This window comes from Stutzerimonas stutzeri (assembly GCF_051028275.1).
Classification (GTDB): domain Bacteria; phylum Pseudomonadota; class Gammaproteobacteria; order Pseudomonadales; family Pseudomonadaceae; genus Stutzerimonas; species Stutzerimonas stutzeri_AS.
Genome location: NZ_CP069269.1, coordinates 283074 through 304150, shown reverse-complemented (window position 1 = coordinate 304150; position 21077 = coordinate 283074). Strand labels below are relative to the sequence as shown.

The following is a 21077-nucleotide window of genomic DNA, read 5'->3' as shown; positions in this document are numbered from 1 at the left end:
CTACGTTCTAATCGAAAGCAATCAGACGAGCACATCTCTTGCCGATGGCCCCAAGAGGCTCCACTATCAACTCACCTACACCATTGGATGTATCCGCGTGACTGCCCTTCTGCTCGCCCTCTGGCCTCTGTTTGCCCTGATCGTTGCCGGCTACTTCCTGCGCTTGCGCGACTTTCCAAACGAAGCCTTCTGGCCCGGCGCTGAGCGAATCAACTATTTCGTTCTGTTCCCCGCCCTGCTTTTCAGCAGCCTCGCGACCGCGCCGCTGAATAACCCGGCCCTGCCTCGCCTCGCTGCCGCAGTACTATTGGCGCTTGGGCTGGCATGGATCGCGCTGCTGATCACCAAGCGCATGCGCGGCTGGTCTGCCGGGCGCTTCGGCGCTTTTGCCCAGGGGGCCCTGCGCTTCAACACCTACCTCGGTTTGGCGGCGGTTGGAAGCCTGTTCGGCAAGGAGGGCCTGGCCATGGCTGCCCTGATGTTGGCGTTGATGGTGCCGACCGTTAACGTGATGTCGGTATGGGCGCTGACCGCAGAGCGTGGGGTCAGCGCGCGTGGCCTGCTGCTGCCTATCGCAAAAAACCCTTTGATCGTCGCCTGCGTTACCGGCGCGTTGTTGAACCTTTCCGGGCTGGACCTCCCTGGCGGTACGGACCGCTTGCTCGGGCTGTTGGCTGCCGCCAGCCTGCCACTGGGTCTGCTGTGTGTCGGAGCGGCGCTAAAGCCCAAAGAACTCGGTGGCGAAATTCCCGCGCTGGGCTGGAACAGCGCCGTACGGCTGCTGGCGGTACCGCTGCTCGCCTATGCCGTGGCCCGCCTGCTGCATTTGCCTGCCATGGAAACGACCATCATCGTGCTGTTCTTTGCGCTGCCCACCGCACCCACAGCCTATGTCCTGACTCGCCAACTTGGCGGAGACAGCCATCTCATGGCGGGTATCATCACGCTGCAGACATTGCTCGCCGCGGCCAGCCTGCCGTTGATACTGACGTTACTTAACGGCTAACCGCGTCCTGGCTGCCGTGAGGGTGCGTCTTCTATGGGACCTGCGTCCGACAGCAACGCGCCCTTCTGCCTGCAATCCGCAGATCAGCGGGCCGGCCATCGCATCAATGCGTGGCGGCGGGTGCGCTGCCGGCCCATGCGCCGTCTACCAATCGCTGGTAGTCACCACTGGCACGCAACGCCGCGAGCCCCGAATCGAACTGTCGAATCAACACTTCTGCACCCGGACGAGCGCGCGGCACAATGAGATGCATGGACTCAGGACCCAGAAACGAGTCCGATATATGAAAGCTCATCGGCGGCGCATCGGTCGCGTCTAGGACGAAGCGCCCCAGCTTTAGATCTGCCAGAAAGAAATCATCGCGTCCAAGCAACAACAGTTGCGCACATTCGTTGAGCCCTGGTGGAGAATGCCGAGACAGTACGCCCTGCTCAACCAGCGCCTGAACGCCGTCCGGTAGCCGCCAGCCCAGCGGATAGCAAAGCCGACGCCCATGGCTACTCGACAACTCCTCGAGCTCGACGGCATCACCTGCACGACTGAACAGGTGTTGTTCCGAGAGATACACCGGAGCGGAATACAGAAAATCGCGTTCGCGTTCGTCCGCTCGGACATAGGGAAAGGTGGCGTCGTACTCGCCGCGCAAGGTCATCAGATAGCCACGATTCCATGGTTGCCAGTCAAGCGAGGACGCCAGTTCGCTGTGGCTGAATGCTGCCTGCACAACCCGGGACAACATGCCACCACCTTCCAGTGACTGGCCCGTGAGCGGCTCATGATCATCGCCAGTTACCAGGCGCACCTCGGCGGCATGGGCAGCAAGACTGAGCGCCAGGCTCAGCAGCAAGCAGCCACTCCACTGTCTCTTCATCGTCAGGCTCCGTTGTCGTACAACCGCACCGGCGAAAACTACCCGATACACCACCCTGAGTCAGCCAGGTACTAAGCGCAACGTGACGGCTATAACAGGCTCAACTGCTCGGGCGGCTGAGCTGACGCCGGGGCGACGGTCTGTCCAACGTCGGCCTGTGCCAATCGCTCGGCCAGCCCTGCGGCACGCTCGGCACGGGTATTGACCGCCTCGGCGAGCCGCGCCGGCAGGGCCCAGATTTCAACCTTGCGCTTGGCCCGGGTGATGCCGGTATAGAGCAGCGAACGCGTCAGCAGCGGACTGGGCTGTTCCGGTAGTGCCAGCAGCACTTCGGCGAATTCCGAGCCCTGGCTCTTGTGCACCGTCATGGCAAAGGCGCTGTCATGGCTCGGTAGTCGCGCCGGTGCGAAGCCGCGATACCCCTCGTCCGCCTCGAAGAACACGCGCAGCCCATGCTCGGTTTTCAAGCACAGGCCAATGTCACCATTGAACAGGCCCAGCGCATAGTCGTTCTGCCGGACCATCACCGCGCGGCCGGGATACCAGCGCTCGCGCGCCGGGACGCCGAGGCGGCGCTTGAAGCGGGCCTCCAGCGCCTCGTTGATGCCAGCTACGCCGAAGGCGCCATCGCGTTGAGCAGTCAGTGCGCGAAAGCCGTTGAACGCCTCAAATGCGGCGGTCGGGTCGCCGTCCCGTGAGGCCTGCCAGTATGGCGCGTAGCCTTGTTCGAGACGTTCAATCAGTGCCGTTGAGCTGGGTGTAGCGTTCCAGGCGAGATCCGTGCGGTTTTCTGCCAGCAGCGCCGAAGTGCCCTTGGCATCTCCACCGTTGATCCGGCGAGCCAGCTCGCCGATACCGCTGTCTCCGGCGAAACGGTGGCTGTAGGTCAACAACACGACCGCATCGCCCAGTCGTGAGCGCGGCGATTCGGCGGGTACCGGCTGGCCGGTGATCCTCTCGAGATCGGCGGCCGCCTCGGAATCGAAGCCTCGGCCTTCGCAGAGTTCGGCGAACACCGCGCCGGCTTCAACCGCCGCCAGCTGATCCTTGTCGCCAAGCAGGATCAAGCGCGCCTTGGGCGGCAGTGCGGCAACGAGCTTGGCCATCAGCGCCAGATCGACCATTGACGCTTCGTCGACGACCAGTGCATCCAGCGCCAGCGGATTCGCCGCGTTGTGACGCACCTTAGGGCTGTCACCACGACTACCAAGCAAGCGATGCAGGGTACGGGCCTCGTCGGGAAGGGCTGCCTTCACCTCATCACTGACCGGGAGCTCGGCCTTGGCGTTGCGGATCGCCTCGGCCATGCGCGCCGCTGCCTTGCCGGTGGGTGCGGCAAGACCGATTGCCAAACGCTCTCCGCCCGGCTGCTCCAGCAACGCCGCCAACAGCCGCACCACCGTTGTGGTCTTGCCGGTGCCCGGACCGCCAGAGATCACCGCCAGGCGCCGCCGTACCGCCTGCGCGGCGGCCAGGCGCTGCCAGTCGGGGCTCTGCTCGTTGAAAGCGAACAGCCGCCCGAGGCTGTCCGCTAGCCGATGTTCATCCACCTCCGGCGCATCCGCAGCCCGCGCCAGCAGCTGCTCGGCCAGTTGTTGCTCATAGGCCTGGTAACGAGCGAGATAAAGCCGGTTGCCTGCCAGGATCAATGGTGCGTAATCGCCCGGCGCGCCGATCAAGCGCGAGGCGTCCAGCTGTGCGCGCCAGGTTGCGAGCGGCGGCAGGCTAAGCTCGACCTCGGGCCAGGGGCGCCTGCCCGCCAGGCGCTCGAGCGGCAGGCAGACGTCGCCGGACGCCAGGGCCTCGCAGCAGAGCGCGGCGGCGAGCAGGACTGTGTCAGGCGTGTCCGGTTCCAGGCGCTGCAGGCTGGCAACGAAGGCCCGCTCCAGTGCGCCGAACGGCAGGTCTGAACGCAATACCATCACAGGTGCCTCCGCACACGCGGGGCCATGCAACAGCTCAGCACGAACCGGGCAATGATCCGTCTCAACCAATCAAGGCCATCGCTGGAGCGGTGGGCTGAAGCCCGCCCGATAACGCCCCAGATCGCCAGCAAGCTGGCTTCTACCAAAGCGAGCAAACGCCCTTCGCGTGGGTGGGCTGCTGCGAATAAAAGAAGGCGCGTCATTTTCCGTCCTCGAACAACCGATCCAGTGCATCGAGCAGCGCGTCGTCGGGGCGAGCGAAATACACGCCGGCCTCAGGCATGCCGCGCAGGAACAGGTAGAAAGCGCCGCCCAGCCGATCGTCAGTGAAATCCACCAGGCGCTGGCGCAGGAAGCGGCGCAGCGCCACGAGATAGATCAGGTATTGCAGGTAGTAATGTTCGCCGGCCAACGCCTGTAGCAGCCGCTCCCCCCCGTAGTAGCTGGCATCCGGCCCGAGCCAGTTGGACTTGTAGTCGGCGATATACCAGCGGCCGTCGTGCTCGAACGTCAGGTCGATGAATCCCTTGAGAAAACCCTTGAGGCTGTCGAACTCCAATCGCGCCGCCGCCTCGCGCAAGGGCGCAGCCAAACCGTTGGCCGGGTTGGCCAGTAGTGCACGCAGCCGGGTCACGTCCAGCTCTCGGACGGGGAAGGTAAAGCCCAGTTCGGGCAGGCGTCTTGCCGGCTGCAGCGCAGAAAGCCTGAGCCCTTCGCCATCCATATCCGTTTCCAGCACTTGTTGCAGATGCGCCGTGGCGATGTCCTTCCATTCCAACGGTAACCCGTAGGCCTGGAGCGCCGGCTCGACCAGCTCGGATAACTCACCTTTGCCGCGCGCCCAGTCTTCAAGGATTGCATGCAGGCAAGTGCCGGCCCGCGCGCCCCTAGGGAAGGCAAAGAACCCGCTGCCCGGCTCGCCAGCGCTTGGAATCACCAGGGCGTCTCGATCGGGTGCCTCCATGTGCAGGCCGGATGCCAGACCAGTAAAGCTGCCGATACGCCATGCGCTATGCAGACTGCGATTGAGTTGTGACAAATGAGTGGGCGGTGCGGCGCGGCCGGCTCCCTGAGTACTGGCTTCACGCTGCTCCAGCGGCAAGCAGGCCATGCGGCCCCCGCTTTCCTCAACCAGACGCTCGATGGCCTGGCGCAGGCTGCCGCCGTTGAGGTCAGCCAGATGATTGCCCAGCTCGGCCAGCGGGTAAGCGCCCGCGAGTTCACGCCCATGCAGCAGCCAGGCCAGGGCGCTAGTGTGCAGGCCCTCATCGGCCAGGCTGCCGTCTTTCTTGGGTTTGCACAGGTTGACCGGGCCCCAATGCAACCAGAGCCGGTCGCGGGCGCGGGTCAGAGCAACATAGGCCAGACGCAGCTGCTCGGCGAACACTTCCCAGCGGGCGCGTTCGAGGTTGTCTTCCAGCGCGTCACTGCCCAAATCCAGCAGCGACTGGCCGCTGGCATCGTGGCAACGGGCACTGTCGCGATTCTTGCCGAGCAGCTTGCCGTCCCATAGAAAGGGGCAGAACACCAACGGGTATTCGAGCCCCTTGCTGGTGTGGATGGTGACGATTTGCACCCGCTCGGCATCGCTTTCCAGGCGCAGCAGGGCTTCCTCGCCTGCGCCTTCGCTGCCGCGCTGGGCATTGAACCAAGCGAGCAGTGGCTCCAACCCTGGACGCAGCAGGCTCTCGGCCTGTAGCAGTTCGCCAAGGTGCAGCAGGTTGGTCAGCCTGCGCTCACCGTCGACCCGCGCCAGCAGCCGCTCGGCCACGGCCTGCTCATCGAGCCAGGCACGAAACACACGCATGAAGCCCTGTTGCTGCCAGAGCTGATGGTAGCGCTCAGCGGCTTCGCGCTCGGCATCCCACTGCTGCTGATCGTCCTGACAGCGCGCAAGATCGGCGGCGCTACGGCCTAGTAAACGTGTGGCCAACGCGTAGCGCAGCAGCCCTTCGCGGCCGGGTTCGGCGTAGGCCGCCAGCACCGCAGCGAGCTCGCCAGCCTCTTCGCTACGCCAGACGCTGTCGCGCCCGCGCCGCACGCTCGGAACGCCACGCGCAGACAACTCATCGGCAATCATCCCCGCCTGGCGGTGGTTCGCCACGAGTACAGCGATGTCGCCGCCCTTGAGCGGCGTGAAGGCGCCGTCCTTTTCGAAACCAGCACGCCCTTCATCTGCAGCCGACAAGTGCAAAGCGATGCGCCGTGCGGTGTCGCTGGCGGCCAGTTGCGCGGCCTCGCCCTTGCCCAGCGGATCGTCGCCCAGCCAGACCAACGACAGCGGCGCCGCTCCCTCCTCTTCGGCCAGACGCAGCTTGGCGCGCTTCTTATCAGCCGCGCCTACCGGTGGGTATTGCAAATCGTCTTGCGCAAAGGGCTGCGGATGATCGAACAGCTGGTTAAGCGCAGCGATCAGCTCGGGGGTGGACCGGTAGTTGATCGGCAGGTTGTACGGCCGGTCGGCCTGATTACGCGCGGTGATGTAAGTGGCCAGATCAGCGCCGCGGAACGCATAGATCGCCTGCTTGGGATCGCCGACGAAACACAGCGAGGCCTCGCCTCCCTTGGCGTAGATTCGGTCGAAGATGGCGTACTGGATTGGGTCCGTGTCTTGAAATTCATCGATCAGCGCCAATGGATAGGCCGCACGCAGCGAAGCGGCCAGACCGTCACCGGCCGGCCCTTGCAGCGCCTGATCCAGACGGTTGAGCAGGTCATCAAAAGCCAAGAGGCGCTGCGCCGCCTTGCGTTCAGGCAGTTCGCGATTGAGCCGCTCAAGCAGCGCAACCTGCAACGCGATCAGCCGCTGCTTGCCCGCCGGCAGCGCGTCGGCGACCCGGTCGGACAGTTCGTCCAACGCATGGGCCAGCTCGCACACCGGCGCTTCATGGCCCTTCTTGCACGCCTTGGTCAGGGCGCGGACACCAAACTTGGCAGCGCCGTCGGGCAGATCGAACATCACCGCCGGGTCGGCGAAATAGGCATCCAGTTCCGCCTGCCATGGCGCAAACTTGATGATCTTGTGCGTGCTTTGGCTGAGCCCGCCATGGGCCAGCAGCTCGGCGACCCAGGCGGGACCTGCTTGCGTCCATAGATCGGCGGCGCGTTGCCAGGCGGCCTCGACCGGCCGTAGATCAGCCGCGACAGGAGCGCCTTGTGGCTCCACCCGCAGGTAGGGTTTGCCCAGATGACTGCGAAGCCGCTGGCGCAACCACAGCGGGGTGATCCGGCTCTTGGCCAGGAAGCGCGCCCAGGCCGGGTCGGCCTCGGCCAGCTCGCTGCGCCAGGCGTCGGCCAGCAACGCGTCGATAATCTCACGGTCATCAGCCGTCAGTTCGCTGTCGAAATCCCCGCCGGCTTCAAAGGCAGCATCCTGCAACGCACGCTGACAAAAGCCGTGGATGGTGAAGATGGCCGCCTCGTCGAAGCCGTGTACGGCCAGCAGCAGACGCCGACGCGAGGTTTCGTCCGGGAAGCGTGCGTGCAGACGGTTGAGGAAGTCGTCATCGCTCGGCGTGCCGTCATAGACCGCCAATAGATCTGCCAGGCGCGCACGGATGCGCTCGCGCAGCTCGGCGGTGGCGGCGGTGGTGTAGGTCACGACAAGGATCTGCCCCACCGACAGTTGTCGTTCCAGCAGCAGGCGAGCGTAGAGCGCAGTCAGCGTCCAGGTCTTGCCGGTCCCGGCACTGGCCTCAATCAGCGAGCGGCCATCGAAGGGCGAGTCAAGCAGCTCGAGTTTCATGCTTCCTCCTCGTCTTGCGCCAAGGCATCGAGCGCTGGGCCGATCAATTCCTCCGCCAGCGTTTCGAAACGTTCGTCCAGCGGGTCGCGGTCTCGAAAGGCCAGCGCGTTCCAGGGATCCTCGGCTTCGGCGGCAATGGGGCTGAACTCCCCACCGAGCCAGGCTTCACGGGCGCGCTTGCGGCCGCAGTCGAGTGGTTCGCTGCCGCGGGCCGGCTTGCGATACCCCTTGGCGAAGGCGTGACTGCTACGAGGCAACAACGGCAGCGGTTCGCGGATCGCACAGCGATAGGCCGCAAGCCAAGGCTCCAGCAGCTCGGCTGCGTTCGCCAAAGGTCCCAGCTGCCAGTCACCAGCGGGTGAGAGCATCAGGCTGTTACGTTCGATACCCGGCGTGGCGGATAGATTGAGCAGCAGATGGCGCAGCCAGAACGGTGGCAGGTCCCACTCGCCCAGCCGACCGAGTTTCCAGCCGAACAGGCCGGCTGGGGTCACGCCATCGATCCAGCCATGCACGCGCACGCCGGCCAGGGTGATGTCCACCGGCAGCGGCTCGGGCACCGCCTCCGGGCGCAGCTCGAACAGGCGCGGCGCAAAGGCACGCACTGGCCCGCGCAGCTTGCCCCACAGCGCCTGGCCCAGTTCGCCCGTGGGCAGCCAGCCGGCAGCACACGCCATGCGGCGCTCATCCTCATCGCTCCAGCCGTGCTCCATGGCCTGCAGAGAAAGGCGCCGCAGGCCGTTCCAGGCCGGCATCTCCAGGTCGAACGGCTCATCGCTGGCGAGCGCCTCCTGGTCGTCGGCCAGGCGCAAACCGAGGCGCTGCTCCAACAGGAAACGCGCCGGATGGCGAAAGCACTGCAGTAGCTGTGAAGGCTCGATAGTCAACCAGGCTTCGTCCGGCTCGGCGAGCAGGCTGGCGAAGGGTTGCGGCTGGATTTGTGGCGGTTCAGCCAAGCGCTGAGCCGCACGAAACCAGGGCAGCGAATAACCGGCGCAAACCGCATCACCAAAGTTGCGTGGCGAGAAAGGTTGCAACGGATGGGCGACGAGGATCTTCTCGCTGGCCTTGACTGGTTTAAGCTGCTTGGCATCGGCGCTGGCGGGTTCGCGAGCATGCTCGGTTTTACGGACGGCTGTCATGTCGACCGCTTCGAGCACTTCACTGAGCAGCACCGACGGCGGCAGCACAGCGTTATCCCGAGGGTCGCGGCCGACATAGGACAGGTACAGCGCTTCGCGGGCCGAGAGTAGGGTTTCCAGTAGCAGGTAGCGGTCATCCAGCCGCCGCGCGCGGTCCCCCCGCCGCGGGTGACGGCCGATCAGGTCGAAGCCCGACGGCGGAGTGCGCCTCGGAAAGGCACCATCATCCAGGCCGAGCAAACAGACCACGCGAAACGGCAGGCTGCGCATCGGAACCATGGTGCAGAAGGTTACCGCCCCGGTGAGAAAGCCCGAGGCACCACCGCCCTGCTGCAGCGCAGCGCTGAGCTGCTGGTGCACCAGTTCGAGGTCGATGGGTCGAGCGAGATCGGCGGCCTGTGCCTGGTCGCGCAGGGAGGCGCAGGCCTGGGACAGGAGCAGCAAGGTGTCGCCGGCTTCGCGCTCGTCGAACAGGGTGTCGATCAGGATTTGCAGGTCATCTGCCCACTCAGCCAGCGGACGCGGACGCGCCAGTTGATCAGCCTGCACACCAAGCCGCTCGACGAACTCGACCAGTCGTCCCAGAAGCTGTCCGCGCGCGCCCTCAAGCGCATCCAACGGCCAATGGTCGCCCAGCAGCGGCGCGTCATCTCCTGCCAGTTGCGGCGGCGCGGCAAAGCCCAGCATCAGCCGATCCAGCCCCTGCCGCCAGGTGAAGGCCGATTCGTCAGGCAGACCCAGGCGAACGCGCTGGCTACCATCACGCCCCCAGCGAACGCCGGCCTCGCGCAGCCAGTCGCGTAGCAGCGGCAGGTCTTCGCTTTCGATACCGGCGCGACGCGCGATGGCCGGCTGCTCCAGCCAGGCGAGGATTTCCTCAGCGGCGAAGCGGCTCTGGGCCAGCATGAGCAGCTCGAGAAAGGCTTCGATCAGCGGGACTTCGGCACGCAGGCTGCGGTCGGCAAGGCTGTAGGGAATGCGCGGGCTGCCCTCACGCGGCGCGAAGACTGCTTCGATAAACGGCGCATAACGCTCGATGTCCGGCGTCAGCACCACCACCTGATCCGGGCTGAGCGCAGGGTCGGCGGCGAAGCGGGCCAGCAGCTGGTCATGCAGGATCTCGACCTCACGCAGCGGCGAATGGGCGATGTGGACTTCCAGCGAGCGGTCGTCCTCGGCGAGGATGATGCGCTCCTCGGGCAGCCGGGTGCGCAGCCGCAGGATGTCGTTCTGCAGCGCGTGCAGCAGGCTGTCATCGCGCAGGTCTTCATCTTCGGAATACAGACCGATTTCCTGGCTTCCCTCGCTGGCGGCCAGGCTGAACAGCGAGTCGAAGAAATCGCGACCCTGTTTGCCCAGACTGGCGAGCAGCGGATGGCCGACGTCCAGATACCAATCGTCTGCGCCGCTCTCGGGCTGGCGCGCCAGTTCGCGGATATCCCGAATCTCGCCCCAGGCCTCGCGGCTCGGGTTGAGTGCACAGACAACCACGTCGATATGCCGCGCCAGGCCATCGAGCACGCGCAGGTGGTGCGGCGGCAGACTACTGATGCCGAACACCAGCAGCCGCTCGGGCAGGCCGGGCAACGGATCGTCGCTGTAGAGCCGTTGCAGCAGGTCTCCGAGCAGCCTTGCTCGGTGAGGATGTCCATCTTTGGTCAGCTCGCGCCAGAGCAGCGCTTGCCAGCCTTCGTCGGGACCGAGGTCGAGGGTTTCGCCACGCTCCCAGGCCGCCAGCCAGTCGTCGCGATAGAGCAGGTACTGGTCGAAGACATCGGCGATCTTCGCCGCCAGCGACAGCCGCCGCCGCTCGTCACCGCCGTCCAGGTACTGCAACAGGCGCGGCGCCAGATCCAGATTGGCTGGCTCGCACAGCCAGCCATAGAGGCGCCAGGTCAGTGTCGTCGGGGAGAACGCCGATTGCTCTGGCAGGCTGCCTAGTACCGTGCGGCTCAGGTCCCAGACGAATTTGGCCGGCAGCTGAATCTCGAGCTGCATGGCAATGCCCTGCTTGCGCGCCAGCTCCAGCGTCAGCCAGCGGCCCATGCCCTGGCTCGGCACAACCACCAACGCAGGGGCGAATGGATCGGCGAGCGGCTGGGCGAGCAGGCGCGTGGCCAGCTCGCCAAGGGTTTCGAGATCAGGAGCATGATAGAGGCTGAGCATAGCGGCAACTTTGACTGAATCAGCGCCCAAGGGTAGCAAGAACCTGGGGCGCAGCGGCGCTGCAAAAGGTCCAGACGACGCGCTGCGGCGTTTTTGTTCGCACACATGACCTGAGGCGCACGGAGGCACAGCCGTTCGATGACAATTGCGTGAACGGCAAGCGACCAGCAGTGGTCAACTTTTCATAACCCCCTAGCTTCTCTCTGCCGCCTTGGCGCAGACAGCTGGCCGTCGATTATCCAAGAAGCCGGAGGCTGCCAATGCTGACGCTGTTGCATCTGCTGTCCTCCATCGCGTTGCTGGTCTGGGGCACGCACATCGTGCGAACCGGAATCATGCGGGTGTATGGCTCGCACCTGCGCAGACTGCTCGGCCACAGCATGGCCAACGCGCCCGTGGCGTTCACGGCCGGAATTGGCGTCACCGCACTGGTGCAGAGCAGCAATGCCACGGCCCTGCTGGCCATTTCGTTCGTGGCCCAGGGATTGATGGCGCTCCCTACCGCACTGGCAATCATGCTGGGTGCGGACGTCGGCACCGCACTCATGGCCCGCGTGCTGACGCTGGACCTGTCGTGGCTATCTCCGCTGTTCACCCTAGTCGGGGTATGCCTGTTCCTTTCGCGCAAACAGACCCGCGCCGGCCAGCTTGGCCGCGTGCTGATTGGCCTGGGCCTGATCATCCTGGCGCTGCAGTTGATCGTTGCCGCCGCCGAGCCCATCACCGAAGCGCGCGGTATGCGGGTACTGTTTTCCTCGCTGGCTGGCGACACCTTGCTGGCTGTGGTTGTGGGTGCGCTGTTTGCGTTGCTGTCCTACTCCAGCCTGGCCGCTGTGCTGCTCACCGCAACGCTGGCAAGCGCCGGGTTGATCGGCTTGCCCGTGGCCCTCGGCGTGGTTATCGGCGCAAACGTTGGCAGCGGTGTACTGGCCTGGCTAAACGCGAGGCCACAACCGGTATCGGCCCGCCGAGTAGCGCTGGGCAACCTGCTCTACAAGCTTGCCGGGTTACTGACCCTGCCCTTTCTGCCGATGCTTGTGGCGTGGATGAGCACGCTTGGCTACACCGCCCAAACCCAAGTCATCGCCTTCCACCTCGCCTACAACTCGCTGCGCTGTCTGCTATTGCTGCCGACCGTGGGCTGGATGGCCCGTCTGTGCGAACGCCTGCTGCCGGATCGCGTAACTGACACCGGCGTCGCGCAGCCGCGCCATCTCGACCCCGCCGCGCTGGATACGCCAACCCTCGCCCTGGCCAATGCCACACGCGAGACGCTGCGCATCGGCGACCTGGTAGAAATCATGCTGGCTCGGCTGCTCGAGGTGCTCCGCGAGGACAATTCGGAACCGGGCGAGGCGATACGCCGTCTGGATGACGATGTCGACGCGCTCTACAGCGGGGTCAAACTCTACCTGGCACGCATGCCGCGAGACGATCTCGCAGAGCAGGAAAGCCGACGCTGGGCCGAGATTATCGAACTGGCAATCAACCTGGAGCAGGCCGGGGACATCATCGAACACATGCTTGGCAAGGTTCAGAACCTCAAGACCTCGAAACGCCGCTCTTTTTCGGATAGTGGCCTGGACGAGCTGAGCGAGCTGCATGCGCTGCTCAGCGCCAATCTGAGCCTGGGCCTGTCAGTGTTCCTCTCCGGAGACTCTCAGAGTGCTCGCCAGCTGCTGCAGCAGAAACGCCAGTTCCGCAAGCGTGAACGCGAGTTGGCGCACGCCCATGTGCACCGCCTGCATCAACAAGTAGTGGAAAGCATCGAAACCAGTGCTGCCCACCTGGAACTGATCGCTGACATGAAACGCCTGAACTCGTTGTTCTGCAGCGCGGCCTATGCCGCACTGGAGGGCACCAACAGCAGTGGAAAGGCGCGCTCGACAGGTGAAAGCCAAGCGGTACATGGCACCCGAATCAAGCAGGAGCTGACACAGGGCAAACCAGCCTGACCCTCGAGGACCTTCGCCCATCCATAAAAAAACCCGGCCGATGCGAGGCATGGCCGGGTTTTGACGTTAGCGTCGCGACAGGTCAGCGCCGCTGGCGACGCCGCTGCATCCACACCACCAGCCCGAACAGCAGCAGGGCGGGCAGCCACATCCATTCCTTGGACCAGCGGTCTGTCGGCGCACGCACCGCCAGGATTTCCTGATCGAACTGCAGGCCCAGCTCGGCGGCGGGGCTGCCGAAGGTCACGCTGTCGATCAGCACTTTGCCGTCCTCCTCATAGGTCATCAGGCCCAGCTTCTCCAGCTTCTCCTCAGCGGTTTCGCCGTTCGGGATCGCTATCAGCAGGCTGAACTCGCGCACGTCACCCACGGCATCCTCACCGCGAATGCGCAGGCGCAGCTGGCTATCTTCCTCCACCGCTCCCAACGCCTGGACCAACTGCGTCGGTGGGATGTCACGGTAGGGGTCATGCAGCATGTCCATCCAGAAGCCTGGACGGAACAGCGTGAAGGCGATCAACAACAGCAGGACGTTTTCATACCACCGGCTGCGCACCAGGAAGTAGCCCTGCGTGCCGGCTGCGAATATCAGCATGGCCAGCGTCGCAATGACGAAAATCACCATTCCGTGCCAGAACGACACGTCGATCAGCAACAGATCGGTGTTGAAGATGAACAGGAACGGCAGCGCCGCGGTCCGCAGACTGTAGTAGAACGCCACGACGCCCGTCTTGATCGGGTCGCCCTTGGACACGGCGGCAGCCGCGAACGAGGCAAGTCCCACTGGCGGCGTGACGTCAGCCATGATGCCGAAGTAGAAGACGAACAGGTGCACTGCGATCAGCGGCACGATCAGCCCGTTCTGTGCGCCCAGCGCCACGATCACCGGCGCCAGCAGGCTGGAGACCACGATGTAATTGGCCGTGGTAGGCAGGCCCATGCCAAGAATCAGGCTGAGCAGCGCCGTAAGCAGCAGCATCAGCATCAGGTTGCCCATGGACAGCAGTTCGACCAGGTCCGCCAGCACCAGGCCGACACCCGTTTGCGAGACCGCACCAACGATGATCCCGGCGGCCGCTGTTGCGATGCCAATGCCGATCATGTTGCGCGCGCCGGTAATGAGGCCTTCGCGAAGATCGATCACACCATCCATGAAGGTGCCGTGCTGATGGCTGCCGTCCTTGCGCAGCATTGAGAGCAGCGGCCGCTGGGTCAGTAGAATTACAACGAGAATCACCGAACCCCAGAAGGCGGACAGCCCCGGAGACAGGCGCTCGACCATCAGACACCAGACCAGCACCACCACCGGCAGCAGGAAATGCAGGCCGGAGAGCAGTACCGGGCGCGTTTCAGGAAGCTGCTCCAGCGGAGCGTCAGGGTCTTCGGCGGGCAGCGGAGGCGTGCTTGCGGCGACCTTGAGCAGGGCCACGTAGACCACCGCAAGCAGCGCACCGACGACCCAGATCGCGGCTTCGCCAAGCGCCGGCTTGAGCCAGCCGAGCCCGTAATAAACCGCCAGCGACAAACCGGAAATCAGCGCTGCACCAAAGGCGAAGCCAATCAGCCGTTGCATCCAGGGCTTGGCCACGTTCGCCCTTGGCAATGCCGTCAGGCCAAGTTTGAGCGACTCCAGATGGACGATGTAAACCAGCGCGATATAAGAAATCAGCGCCGGCAGAAAGGCATGCTTGATCACCTCGACATAGGGGATTCCGACGTACTCCACCATCAGAAACGCGGCGGCGCCCATTACGGGCGGCATGATCTGGCCGTTTACCGATGAGGCGACTTCAACCGCACCAGCCTTCTCGGCAGAAAACCCTGTGCGCTTCATCATTGGGATGGTGAAGGTACCGGTGGTCACCACGTTGGCGATGGACGAACCGGAAATCAAACCGGTCATGCCCGACGCCACGACCGCAGCCTTGGCCGGGCCACCACGGAAATGCCCGAGCATGCTGAAAGCCAGCTGAATGAAATAGTGACCCGCGCCGGCGCGCTCGAGCAGCGCGCCAAATAGGACGAAGAGGAAAACGAAACTGGTGGAGACTCCCAGCGCGATACCGAACACACCCTCGGTGGTGATCCACTGGTGGTTCGCCAGCGCGGTAAAGCTCACCCCGCGATGTGCCAACAGGCCAGGCATGTAGGGGCCGGCGAGGCTGTAACCTAGAAATATAACGGCGATCACGGCGAGAGCCGGGCCGAGCGCGCGGCGGGTGGCTTCCAGCAGCAGCGGGATACCGATGCAGGCCGTGACCAGGTCCATAGTGGTGAGGTTGCCGGGTCGTTGGGCAAGCTGTTCATAGGCGATGAACAGGTAACCTGCACTAGCGGCCGCAATCAATCCGAGCGCGATATCGATCAGCGGAACCCGATCGCGAGGCGAGCGCTTGAAGGCGGGGTAGACCAGAAAAGCCAACATCAAGGCAAACGCCAGGTGAATCGAGCGCGCCTCGGTATTGTTGAACACGCCGAAGCGAAGCATGAAGGGCAACGGTGAAGCAATCCACAGCTGAAACAGCGACCAAGCCAACGCCAGGCCTGCGATCAGCTTGGCCATCGAGCCGGCAGGCGTACGCGCTCCGACATCCTTGGCAATCAGCTCTTCAGTGGAAAGATGGTTGTCTTGCATGAAATGTGGCCTGTTTTTTCAGGGAGCGGAAACTGCGAAAACCCGCGGCACGAAGCACGCGGGTTTTCAGGCGGACGTCATGGACGGGTGACCGTCACAACGATGCAGCGAGCCGTATAGGCTGTTACATCCAGCCTCGTTCCTTGTAGTAACGCACAGCACCTTCATGCAGCGGCGCAGACAGACCCACCTTGATCATGTCCTCCGGCTTCAAGTCCTTGAACGCTGGGTGCAGACGCTGGAAGCGCTCGATGTTCTCGAACACCGACTTGACCAGCTTGTAGACCACTTCATCATCAACCTTGGACGTAGTGGACAGTACGGCCTTACCGCCGATGGACTGAGTAGCGCTGTCGTTGCCCTTGTACATGCCACCCGGGATTTCAGCCTTGGTGTAGTAGCTCTTCTCGGACAGCAGCTTGTCGATTTCCGGGCCGGTGATCGGAACCAGGACGGCATCGACCGTGGTGGTGGCTTCCTGGATCGCACCGTTCGGGTGACCAACGAAATAGGTCATGGCATCGATGTTGTTGTCGCCCAGGGCACTGGCCTGCTCGGCCGGCTTGAGTTCAGCGGCAAGGGCGAAGGCCGACTTGTCCCAGCCCTTCTGGCTCATGATCTCTTCGAGGGTGTCACGCTGACCGGAACCGGGGTTGCCGATGTTGACGCGCTTGCCTTTCAGATCGTCCAGGCTCTTGATGTTGGCGTCGCGGCGCGCCAGCACTGTGAAGACTTCGCTCTGCAGCGAGAACACGGCACGGATGTCTTCCATCGCGCCTTCGTTCTTGAACGGTTCGAGGCCTTTCATCGCCTTGTACTGGTGATCCGACTGCATGATGCCGAAATTGAATTCACCGGTGCGCAGACCGTTAACGTTTGCTACACCACCCCCGCTGGCCGGCGCGTTGCACTTGAGGTCCTCGGCATTACGGTTAACGAAGCGGCAGATCGACTGACCCGCAACGTAGTAAACACCTGTCTGGCCGCCGGTACCGATGGTCACGAATTGCTCCTGTGCCTGAGCCATACCGCTCAAACCAGTTCCCGCCAAGGCGGCGGAAAATATCCATGCCAAGGATTTGCCTTTCATGGATTCACTCCTTATTGGTTGTTTTGGAATTGTCCTGCAGGCCTCGTGAGCCAAGCGGGAAGTCTTGAGTCTAGCAGGCGACTGCGTTGAGAACAGCCGCAGCTTGCACGAACGCAATCACCGAGCCGGTTATTTGCACGAATGTGTTTGACCGAACCCCGCCTCAAGGGTTGCGGAAAACAGGCCGATACCGAGTATCCGAACGCCGTCTTGCAGGGCCCACCTGAACGGATTTCTCAGCAGGCTCAGCCGCAAACCCAGGCATGACGGCGCAGCTGACCCCGGAACGCCAGCGGTCTGATAGTCCGCTGAAGCACTGCGATGCAAGCTATGATGCCATATAGCCATAATCGTTATTTACGCCTAACTTCACCGCCCAGCTGCTCGACTCGCTGCATGGGCAACCAGAGACCCGACCCTGATGCATGCTTGCCGGTTCCTGTTGTGCCTCACCACGGTCCTTGCCTGGCTCATGTCGAGCCAGGCGTTTGCCGTTACGCCAAGCGTGGTCAGCAAAAACGGTGCAGAGCTTCAGGTCGGTGCGCTCGAGTGGGTAGCAGGCAATCGAGACGCAGATTTCCCGACCGCTCATGCCACACCCTGGTCGTGGCAACCTTTGGCAAAGCCCAACCTTGAAAAACAGCGGAACGGTGTGTGGCTGCGCTTTAGCATCGACAGCAAGTCGACTGGCTCAGGCCCCTGGTACTTGAGTGTGAAATGGCCCGTTCTAGACGAGGTGCGGGTGCGCCTGTTCTACCCCGACGCGGGCGAGTGGGGGCCGCTGATGCGGGCCGGAGACAACATACCCAAGCACGATCAACCTCTGGCAGACCATAACCTGGTGTTTCCGTTGGAGCTGCGCGGCCATGTACACGCCGTGGTGTACATGCAAGTGCGAGCCCAGGAACCGATGGCGCTGCCAATGAGCATCTACGATGAAGCAGCGTTCGCAGCCGAGAAGATCACCGACGTCGCGATGATCAGCCTGTTCTTTGGCGGCATGTTGGTGATCCTGCTCTATAACAGCAGTCTGTTCGTGTTCACTCGGGACACGGCTTATCTGTTTTATGTCGCCTATTTGCTCAGTGCGCTGTTTTACGTCCTTACGATGACCGGCTTCGGCCAGCTATTCCTGTGGCCGGACACGCCTCCTTTCGCGCGCCGCTTCTACGGATTGTCAGCAGCGCTGTGTTTCTTTACGCCACTGTTGTTTGCCAGTCGTTTTCTCAGGGTCCGCAGCTACGGAGGATGGCCCTGGCTCGTCACCTGGGTGCTGATGGGCTACTGGGGCGTGGTGATTCTGGTCACCTTGTTCGCCCCCTCGCTTGGCCGTTACCTGATGGCCGAGCCGATCGCCCTGGTTCATTGCATTCTGACCATGGCTGCCGTTATCAATCTGTGGATTCGTGGCAACGGCTCGGCACGGTTGTTCACCATTGCCTGGTCGACCCTGCTCTTGGCGACCATTGTTCACCTGCTCGCGCTGGAAGGCGTGCTGCCATTGAACCCGCTGACGCTGCATGGCCAGCTGATCGGCATGTTTGCTGAATTCGTGCTGCTTTCGATGGCGCTGGCCCAGCGCATCAATCAAGAGCGTGACCGTCGTGTCCTGGCCCAGCAGAGTGCGCTGCAGGCGTCTGAGGCGCTTGCGCATGAGCGCGAGCAGCGCCTGCAGGCCCAACAACAGGCCCTGGACGCGCAAATGCGCACAAACGAGGCATTGGAAGCGCGTGTATACGAGCGCACCCGTGCGCTGGAAGAGGCCAAGCGCGGCCTGGAGCGGGTCAACGAGCAGCTGACCCGCATGAGTGTCACCGATGCGCTGACCCAGCTGTCGAACCGGGGACATTTCGACGTGATGATCGAGGAGGAGGTCCGCCGCTCACTCCGCACCGAGACGCCGCTATCCGTACTGCTCCTGGACATCGACCATTTCAAGCGGGTCAACGATACCTACGGCCATCAGTTCGGCGACGACTGCCTGCGGCTGGCCGCTGACACGCTCAAGCGATACGGCCAGCGTGCCGGCGATGTGGTTGCACGTTATGGCGGCGAAGAATTCGTCATGGCGTTGCCAGGTATGAACAGTAGCGAAGCCAGCAAGCAGGCCGAACGAATCCGGGCAGCAGTGGCGGCGCTGAGGCCTGCTCATGGCGGGGGACACCTGGAAATGACCATCAGCATCGGCGTAGCGACACTGCAGCCGCCCGCGAACTGCACCCCGACGCAACTGCTGGCGTCCGCTGACGCGGCGCTTTATCGGGCTAAACACAACGGTCGTAATCAGGTCGCAGTTGCCGAGCCGGACGAGGCCGCCGAGCTTTCAGTCAGTTGAATCGGGAGCCGGTGGCGGGAAGCGCACCTTGACCAGCAGCCCGCCCAGCGCACCCTGATCAAGCTCGATAGTGGCCCGGTGGGCACGAATGATCTCGCCGACGATGGCAAGGCCAAGCCCCGCTCCCTGGCCTTGCTGATGGACACGATAGAAGCGGGAGAAAACCCTGTCGCGCTCCGACGCAGGTATCCCCGGCCCGTCGTCTTCGACCTCCAGCACACCTTCTTCCGTCACCCGCAGCACCACGTTGCCGTCGTTCGGCGTATGCGCCAGGGCGTTGTCCAGCAGGTTGCTGAGCAGCTCTGTCAGCAGCGTCGGCTCGCCGTCGATCCAAACTGGCTGTTCGGCTTCCAGTGCCAGCGCAACGCCTCGCTTATGCGCCAGCGCAGCCATGGCCAGCCCCAGCTCCCGCGCCAGTTGACTGAGGTCGAGGCGCTGGGCTCCGCCTTCAGCAATCGATTGCGCGCCGGTCTCGATACGCGCCAATGAAAGCAGCTGATTGGCCAGATGAATCACCCGGTCGGCATGTGCGCCGGCTTCTTCCAACGTTTCCCGCCAGCGCTGCGGTTGCTGTTCACGCTGGCCAAGTTCGATACGCGCCTTGAGCGCCGCCAGGGGGGTACGCAACTCATGCGCGGCGTCGGCAATGAATTGCGCTTGTCGCTCGAACTGCCCTCGCAGCCGCTCGGTGAAATGGTTGAGCGATACCACCAGAGGCTTCAGTTCACGCTGAACGGCCACCAGCGGCAGCGGCCGAAGATCGTCCGGCTGGCGCTGTTCGACGGCCTCGCTGAGTTTGCCCAAAGGACGCAGCGCCGCACTGACTGCCAGCCACACCAGCACCAGTGCAGCGATACCGAGCGAGCCGACGCGCCACAGCGTGTCCATCAACAGACTGCGGGCCATGCGCTCACGGGCGCCCAGCGTTTCGGCGACACGAATTTCTGCGATGCCGTTGAGCTCCGGCTCGCTCACCGGTTGCAGCAAGCTCACCAGCCGCACACCTTCGCCTCGGAACATGCCGTCATAGAAGCGAGCCAGCGCGGGGTAGTCGTCGGTGCGACTGATCTCGGCGCCCGGTGCCGGCAGGTGCTCGTAGCCACTGACCAGCCGGCCTTCGGTATCCAGCACCTGATAGTAGATCCGCCCGGCACTGTCGTAGGCAAAGGTATCGAGCGCCACGTAGGGCACATTGGCCCTCAGCTGCCCGTCGTTGGCGACCAGACCATCGGCGATCGCACGGGCGGAGGCCAGCAAGGTTCGGTCGTAAGCAGCGTCTGCGGCAGCGCGCCCATTCCAGTACGCGCTCCATCCACTGAACAGCATCAGCAGCGTCAACAGCATCGCCAGCCTGAGCAACAAACCACCACGCAAGCTGCCGGCGCGCGGTTGTATCGCGTCAGGCATCCGTTGCCTCCAGCAAATAGCCCAAACCTCGGAACGTCACGATGCGCACCGTGCTGCCTTCGAGTTTCTTGCGCAGCCGGTGGATATAGATTTCGATCGCATCGGCGCTCGCATCTTCGTCAAGGCCGAACACCTGCGCCGCCAGCTGATCCTTGCTCATGACCCGGCCAAGCCGAGTGATCAGCGCCTCCAGAACAGCCTGCTCGCGTGAGGTCAGGCTGAGCGGCTGCGCCTGCAGGGTGAAGCGCCTCGCGTCCAGGTCATAAACCAATGGACCACAGCTCTGCTGACGCTCACCGGCGGCGACGCTGCGCCGCAACAGCGCCTTGACCCGCGCCTCGAGCTCGGAAAGCTCAAAGGGTTTGGCCAGGTAATCATCGGCGCCCAGATTGAGTCCGTGTACCCGATCAGCGACCTCGCTGCGAGCGGTCAGCATCAACACCGGCAGGGTCTTGCCGCGCTCGCGCAGGCGCGACATGACTTGAAAGCCATCGAGCCTGGGCAGCCCGACATCGAGGATCGCCAGGGCATAGTCCTCGGTCGACAGGGCCAGATCGGCAGCCACGCCATCGTTGAGCAGGTCGACCGTCCATCCAGCTGTGCGCAGCGCCTGCGCCACGCTTTCAGCGAGCTGGGGATGGTCCTCGACCAGAAGTATCCGCATTGCCTGTCCTCTGCCACACACGGAGCGGTCCGCCAGTGTAGCGATAAGGCACGCCGGACGCTGCTTTCACCCTTGAAAGCGTGATGAAAGCTTCGCCGCCTAGGATCGGGATCAAGTGGCTCGATCCACTTGGCGC

General features: G+C 63.6%; 11 protein-coding genes. 3 read left to right on the top strand and 8 right to left on the bottom strand.

Annotated elements, in window-relative coordinates:
- Positions 1-97 precede the first annotated feature (97 nt).
- Positions 98-1006 (top strand): AEC family transporter, encoded by a 909-nt coding sequence (locus JQR87_RS01395; protein ID WP_407293355.1) that lies wholly within the window; start codon positions 98-100, stop codon positions 1004-1006.
- A 103-nt stretch (positions 1007-1109) separates the two neighbouring features.
- On the opposite strand, the gene JQR87_RS01390 is transcribed toward JQR87_RS01395, so the two are convergent.
- The 4 genes from JQR87_RS01390 to recC all read right to left on the bottom strand — a co-directional run bounded on the left by JQR87_RS01390 (position 1110) and on the right by recC (position 10855).
- Positions 1110-1877 carry a substrate-binding periplasmic protein gene (locus JQR87_RS01390; protein WP_407293358.1) on the bottom strand — a complete coding sequence of 256 codons (768 nt, stop codon included), beginning with the start codon at positions 1875-1877 and terminating at the stop codon, positions 1110-1112.
- Positions 1878-1966: 89 nt separating this feature from the next.
- Positions 1967-3799, bottom strand: a complete 1833-nt coding sequence (gene recD / locus JQR87_RS01385; protein WP_407297862.1) for an exodeoxyribonuclease V subunit alpha — start codon at positions 3797-3799, stop codon at positions 1967-1969.
- A gap of 202 nt (positions 3800-4001) precedes the next feature.
- Entirely contained in the window at positions 4002-7547 is a 3546-nt protein-coding gene (gene recB / locus JQR87_RS01380; RefSeq protein ID WP_407293360.1) for an exodeoxyribonuclease V subunit beta, read from the bottom strand.
- On the bottom strand, positions 7544-10855 hold the full coding sequence (gene recC, locus JQR87_RS01375) for an exodeoxyribonuclease V subunit gamma (protein WP_407293363.1): 3312 nt from the start codon (positions 10853-10855) through the stop codon (positions 7544-7546). The genes recB and recC overlap by 4 nt, the downstream gene beginning before the upstream one ends.
- A gap of 260 nt (positions 10856-11115) precedes the next feature.
- On the opposite strand from recC, the gene JQR87_RS01370 reads away from it, so the two are divergent.
- Complete coding sequence (locus JQR87_RS01370) at positions 11116-12810, top strand: Na/Pi cotransporter family protein (RefSeq protein WP_407293366.1); 1695 nt, start codon at positions 11116-11118, stop codon at positions 12808-12810.
- Positions 12811-12892: 82 nt separating this feature from the next.
- Here JQR87_RS01370 and JQR87_RS01365 read toward each other — a convergent pair whose 3' ends face one another.
- Together JQR87_RS01365 and JQR87_RS01360 are read right to left on the bottom strand one after the other, a co-directional pair.
- Entirely contained in the window at positions 12893-15445 is a 2553-nt protein-coding gene (locus tag JQR87_RS01365) for a TRAP transporter permease (RefSeq protein ID WP_407293369.1), read from the bottom strand.
- 124 nt (positions 15446-15569) lie between these two features.
- Positions 15570-16535 (bottom strand): TAXI family TRAP transporter solute-binding subunit, encoded by a 966-nt coding sequence (locus tag JQR87_RS01360; RefSeq protein ID WP_407293371.1) that lies wholly within the window; start codon positions 16533-16535, stop codon positions 15570-15572.
- A gap of 421 nt (positions 16536-16956) precedes the next feature.
- On the opposite strand from JQR87_RS01360, the gene JQR87_RS01355 reads away from it, so the two are divergent.
- On the top strand, positions 16957-18870 hold the full coding sequence (locus tag JQR87_RS01355; RefSeq protein ID WP_407293373.1) for a sensor domain-containing diguanylate cyclase: 1914 nt from the start codon (positions 16957-16959) through the stop codon (positions 18868-18870).
- Here JQR87_RS01355 and JQR87_RS01350 read toward each other — a convergent pair.
- Together JQR87_RS01350 and JQR87_RS01345 are read right to left on the bottom strand one after the other, a co-directional pair.
- Complete coding sequence (locus JQR87_RS01350) at positions 18859-20277, bottom strand: sensor histidine kinase (protein WP_407293375.1); 1419 nt, start codon at positions 20275-20277, stop codon at positions 18859-18861. The two genes, JQR87_RS01355 and JQR87_RS01350, sit on opposite strands and share 12 nt — an antisense overlap.
- Positions 20270-20941 carry a response regulator gene (locus tag JQR87_RS01345; protein ID WP_407293377.1) on the bottom strand — a complete coding sequence of 224 codons (672 nt, stop codon included), beginning with the start codon at positions 20939-20941 and terminating at the stop codon, positions 20270-20272. Before JQR87_RS01345 ends, JQR87_RS01350 begins: the two co-directional genes overlap by 8 nt.
- Between the last annotated feature and the right edge of the window lie 136 nt (positions 20942-21077).

What these genes read in the sequence shown, in the direction of transcription:
- JQR87_RS01390 (WP_407293358.1), bottom strand. Translation starts at nt 1,877, where the DNA reads ATGAAGAGACAGTGGAGTGGCTGCTTGCTGCTGAGCCTGGCGCTCAGT.
- recD (WP_407297862.1), bottom strand. Translation starts at nt 3,799, where the DNA reads ATGGTATTGCGTTCAGACCTGCCGTTCGGCGCACTGGAGCGGGCCTTC.
- recB (WP_407293360.1), bottom strand. Translation starts at nt 7,547, where the DNA reads ATGAAACTCGAGCTGCTTGACTCGCCCTTCGATGGCCGCTCGCTGATT.
- recC (WP_407293363.1), bottom strand. Translation starts at nt 10,855, where the DNA reads ATGCTCAGCCTCTATCATGCTCCTGATCTCGAAACCCTTGGCGAGCTG.
- JQR87_RS01370 (WP_407293366.1), top strand. Translation starts at nt 11,116, where the DNA reads ATGCTGACGCTGTTGCATCTGCTGTCCTCCATCGCGTTGCTGGTCTGG.
- JQR87_RS01365 (WP_407293369.1), bottom strand. Translation starts at nt 15,445, where the DNA reads ATGCAAGACAACCATCTTTCCACTGAAGAGCTGATTGCCAAGGATGTC.
- JQR87_RS01360 (WP_407293371.1), bottom strand. Translation starts at nt 16,535, where the DNA reads ATGAAAGGCAAATCCTTGGCATGGATATTTTCCGCCGCCTTGGCGGGA.
- JQR87_RS01355 (WP_407293373.1), top strand. Translation starts at nt 16,957, where the DNA reads ATGCATGCTTGCCGGTTCCTGTTGTGCCTCACCACGGTCCTTGCCTGG.
- JQR87_RS01350 (WP_407293375.1), bottom strand. Translation starts at nt 20,277, where the DNA reads ATGCCTGACGCGATACAACCGCGCGCCGGCAGCTTGCGTGGTGGTTTG.
- JQR87_RS01345 (WP_407293377.1), bottom strand. Translation starts at nt 20,941, where the DNA reads ATGCGGATACTTCTGGTCGAGGACCATCCCCAGCTCGCTGAAAGCGTG.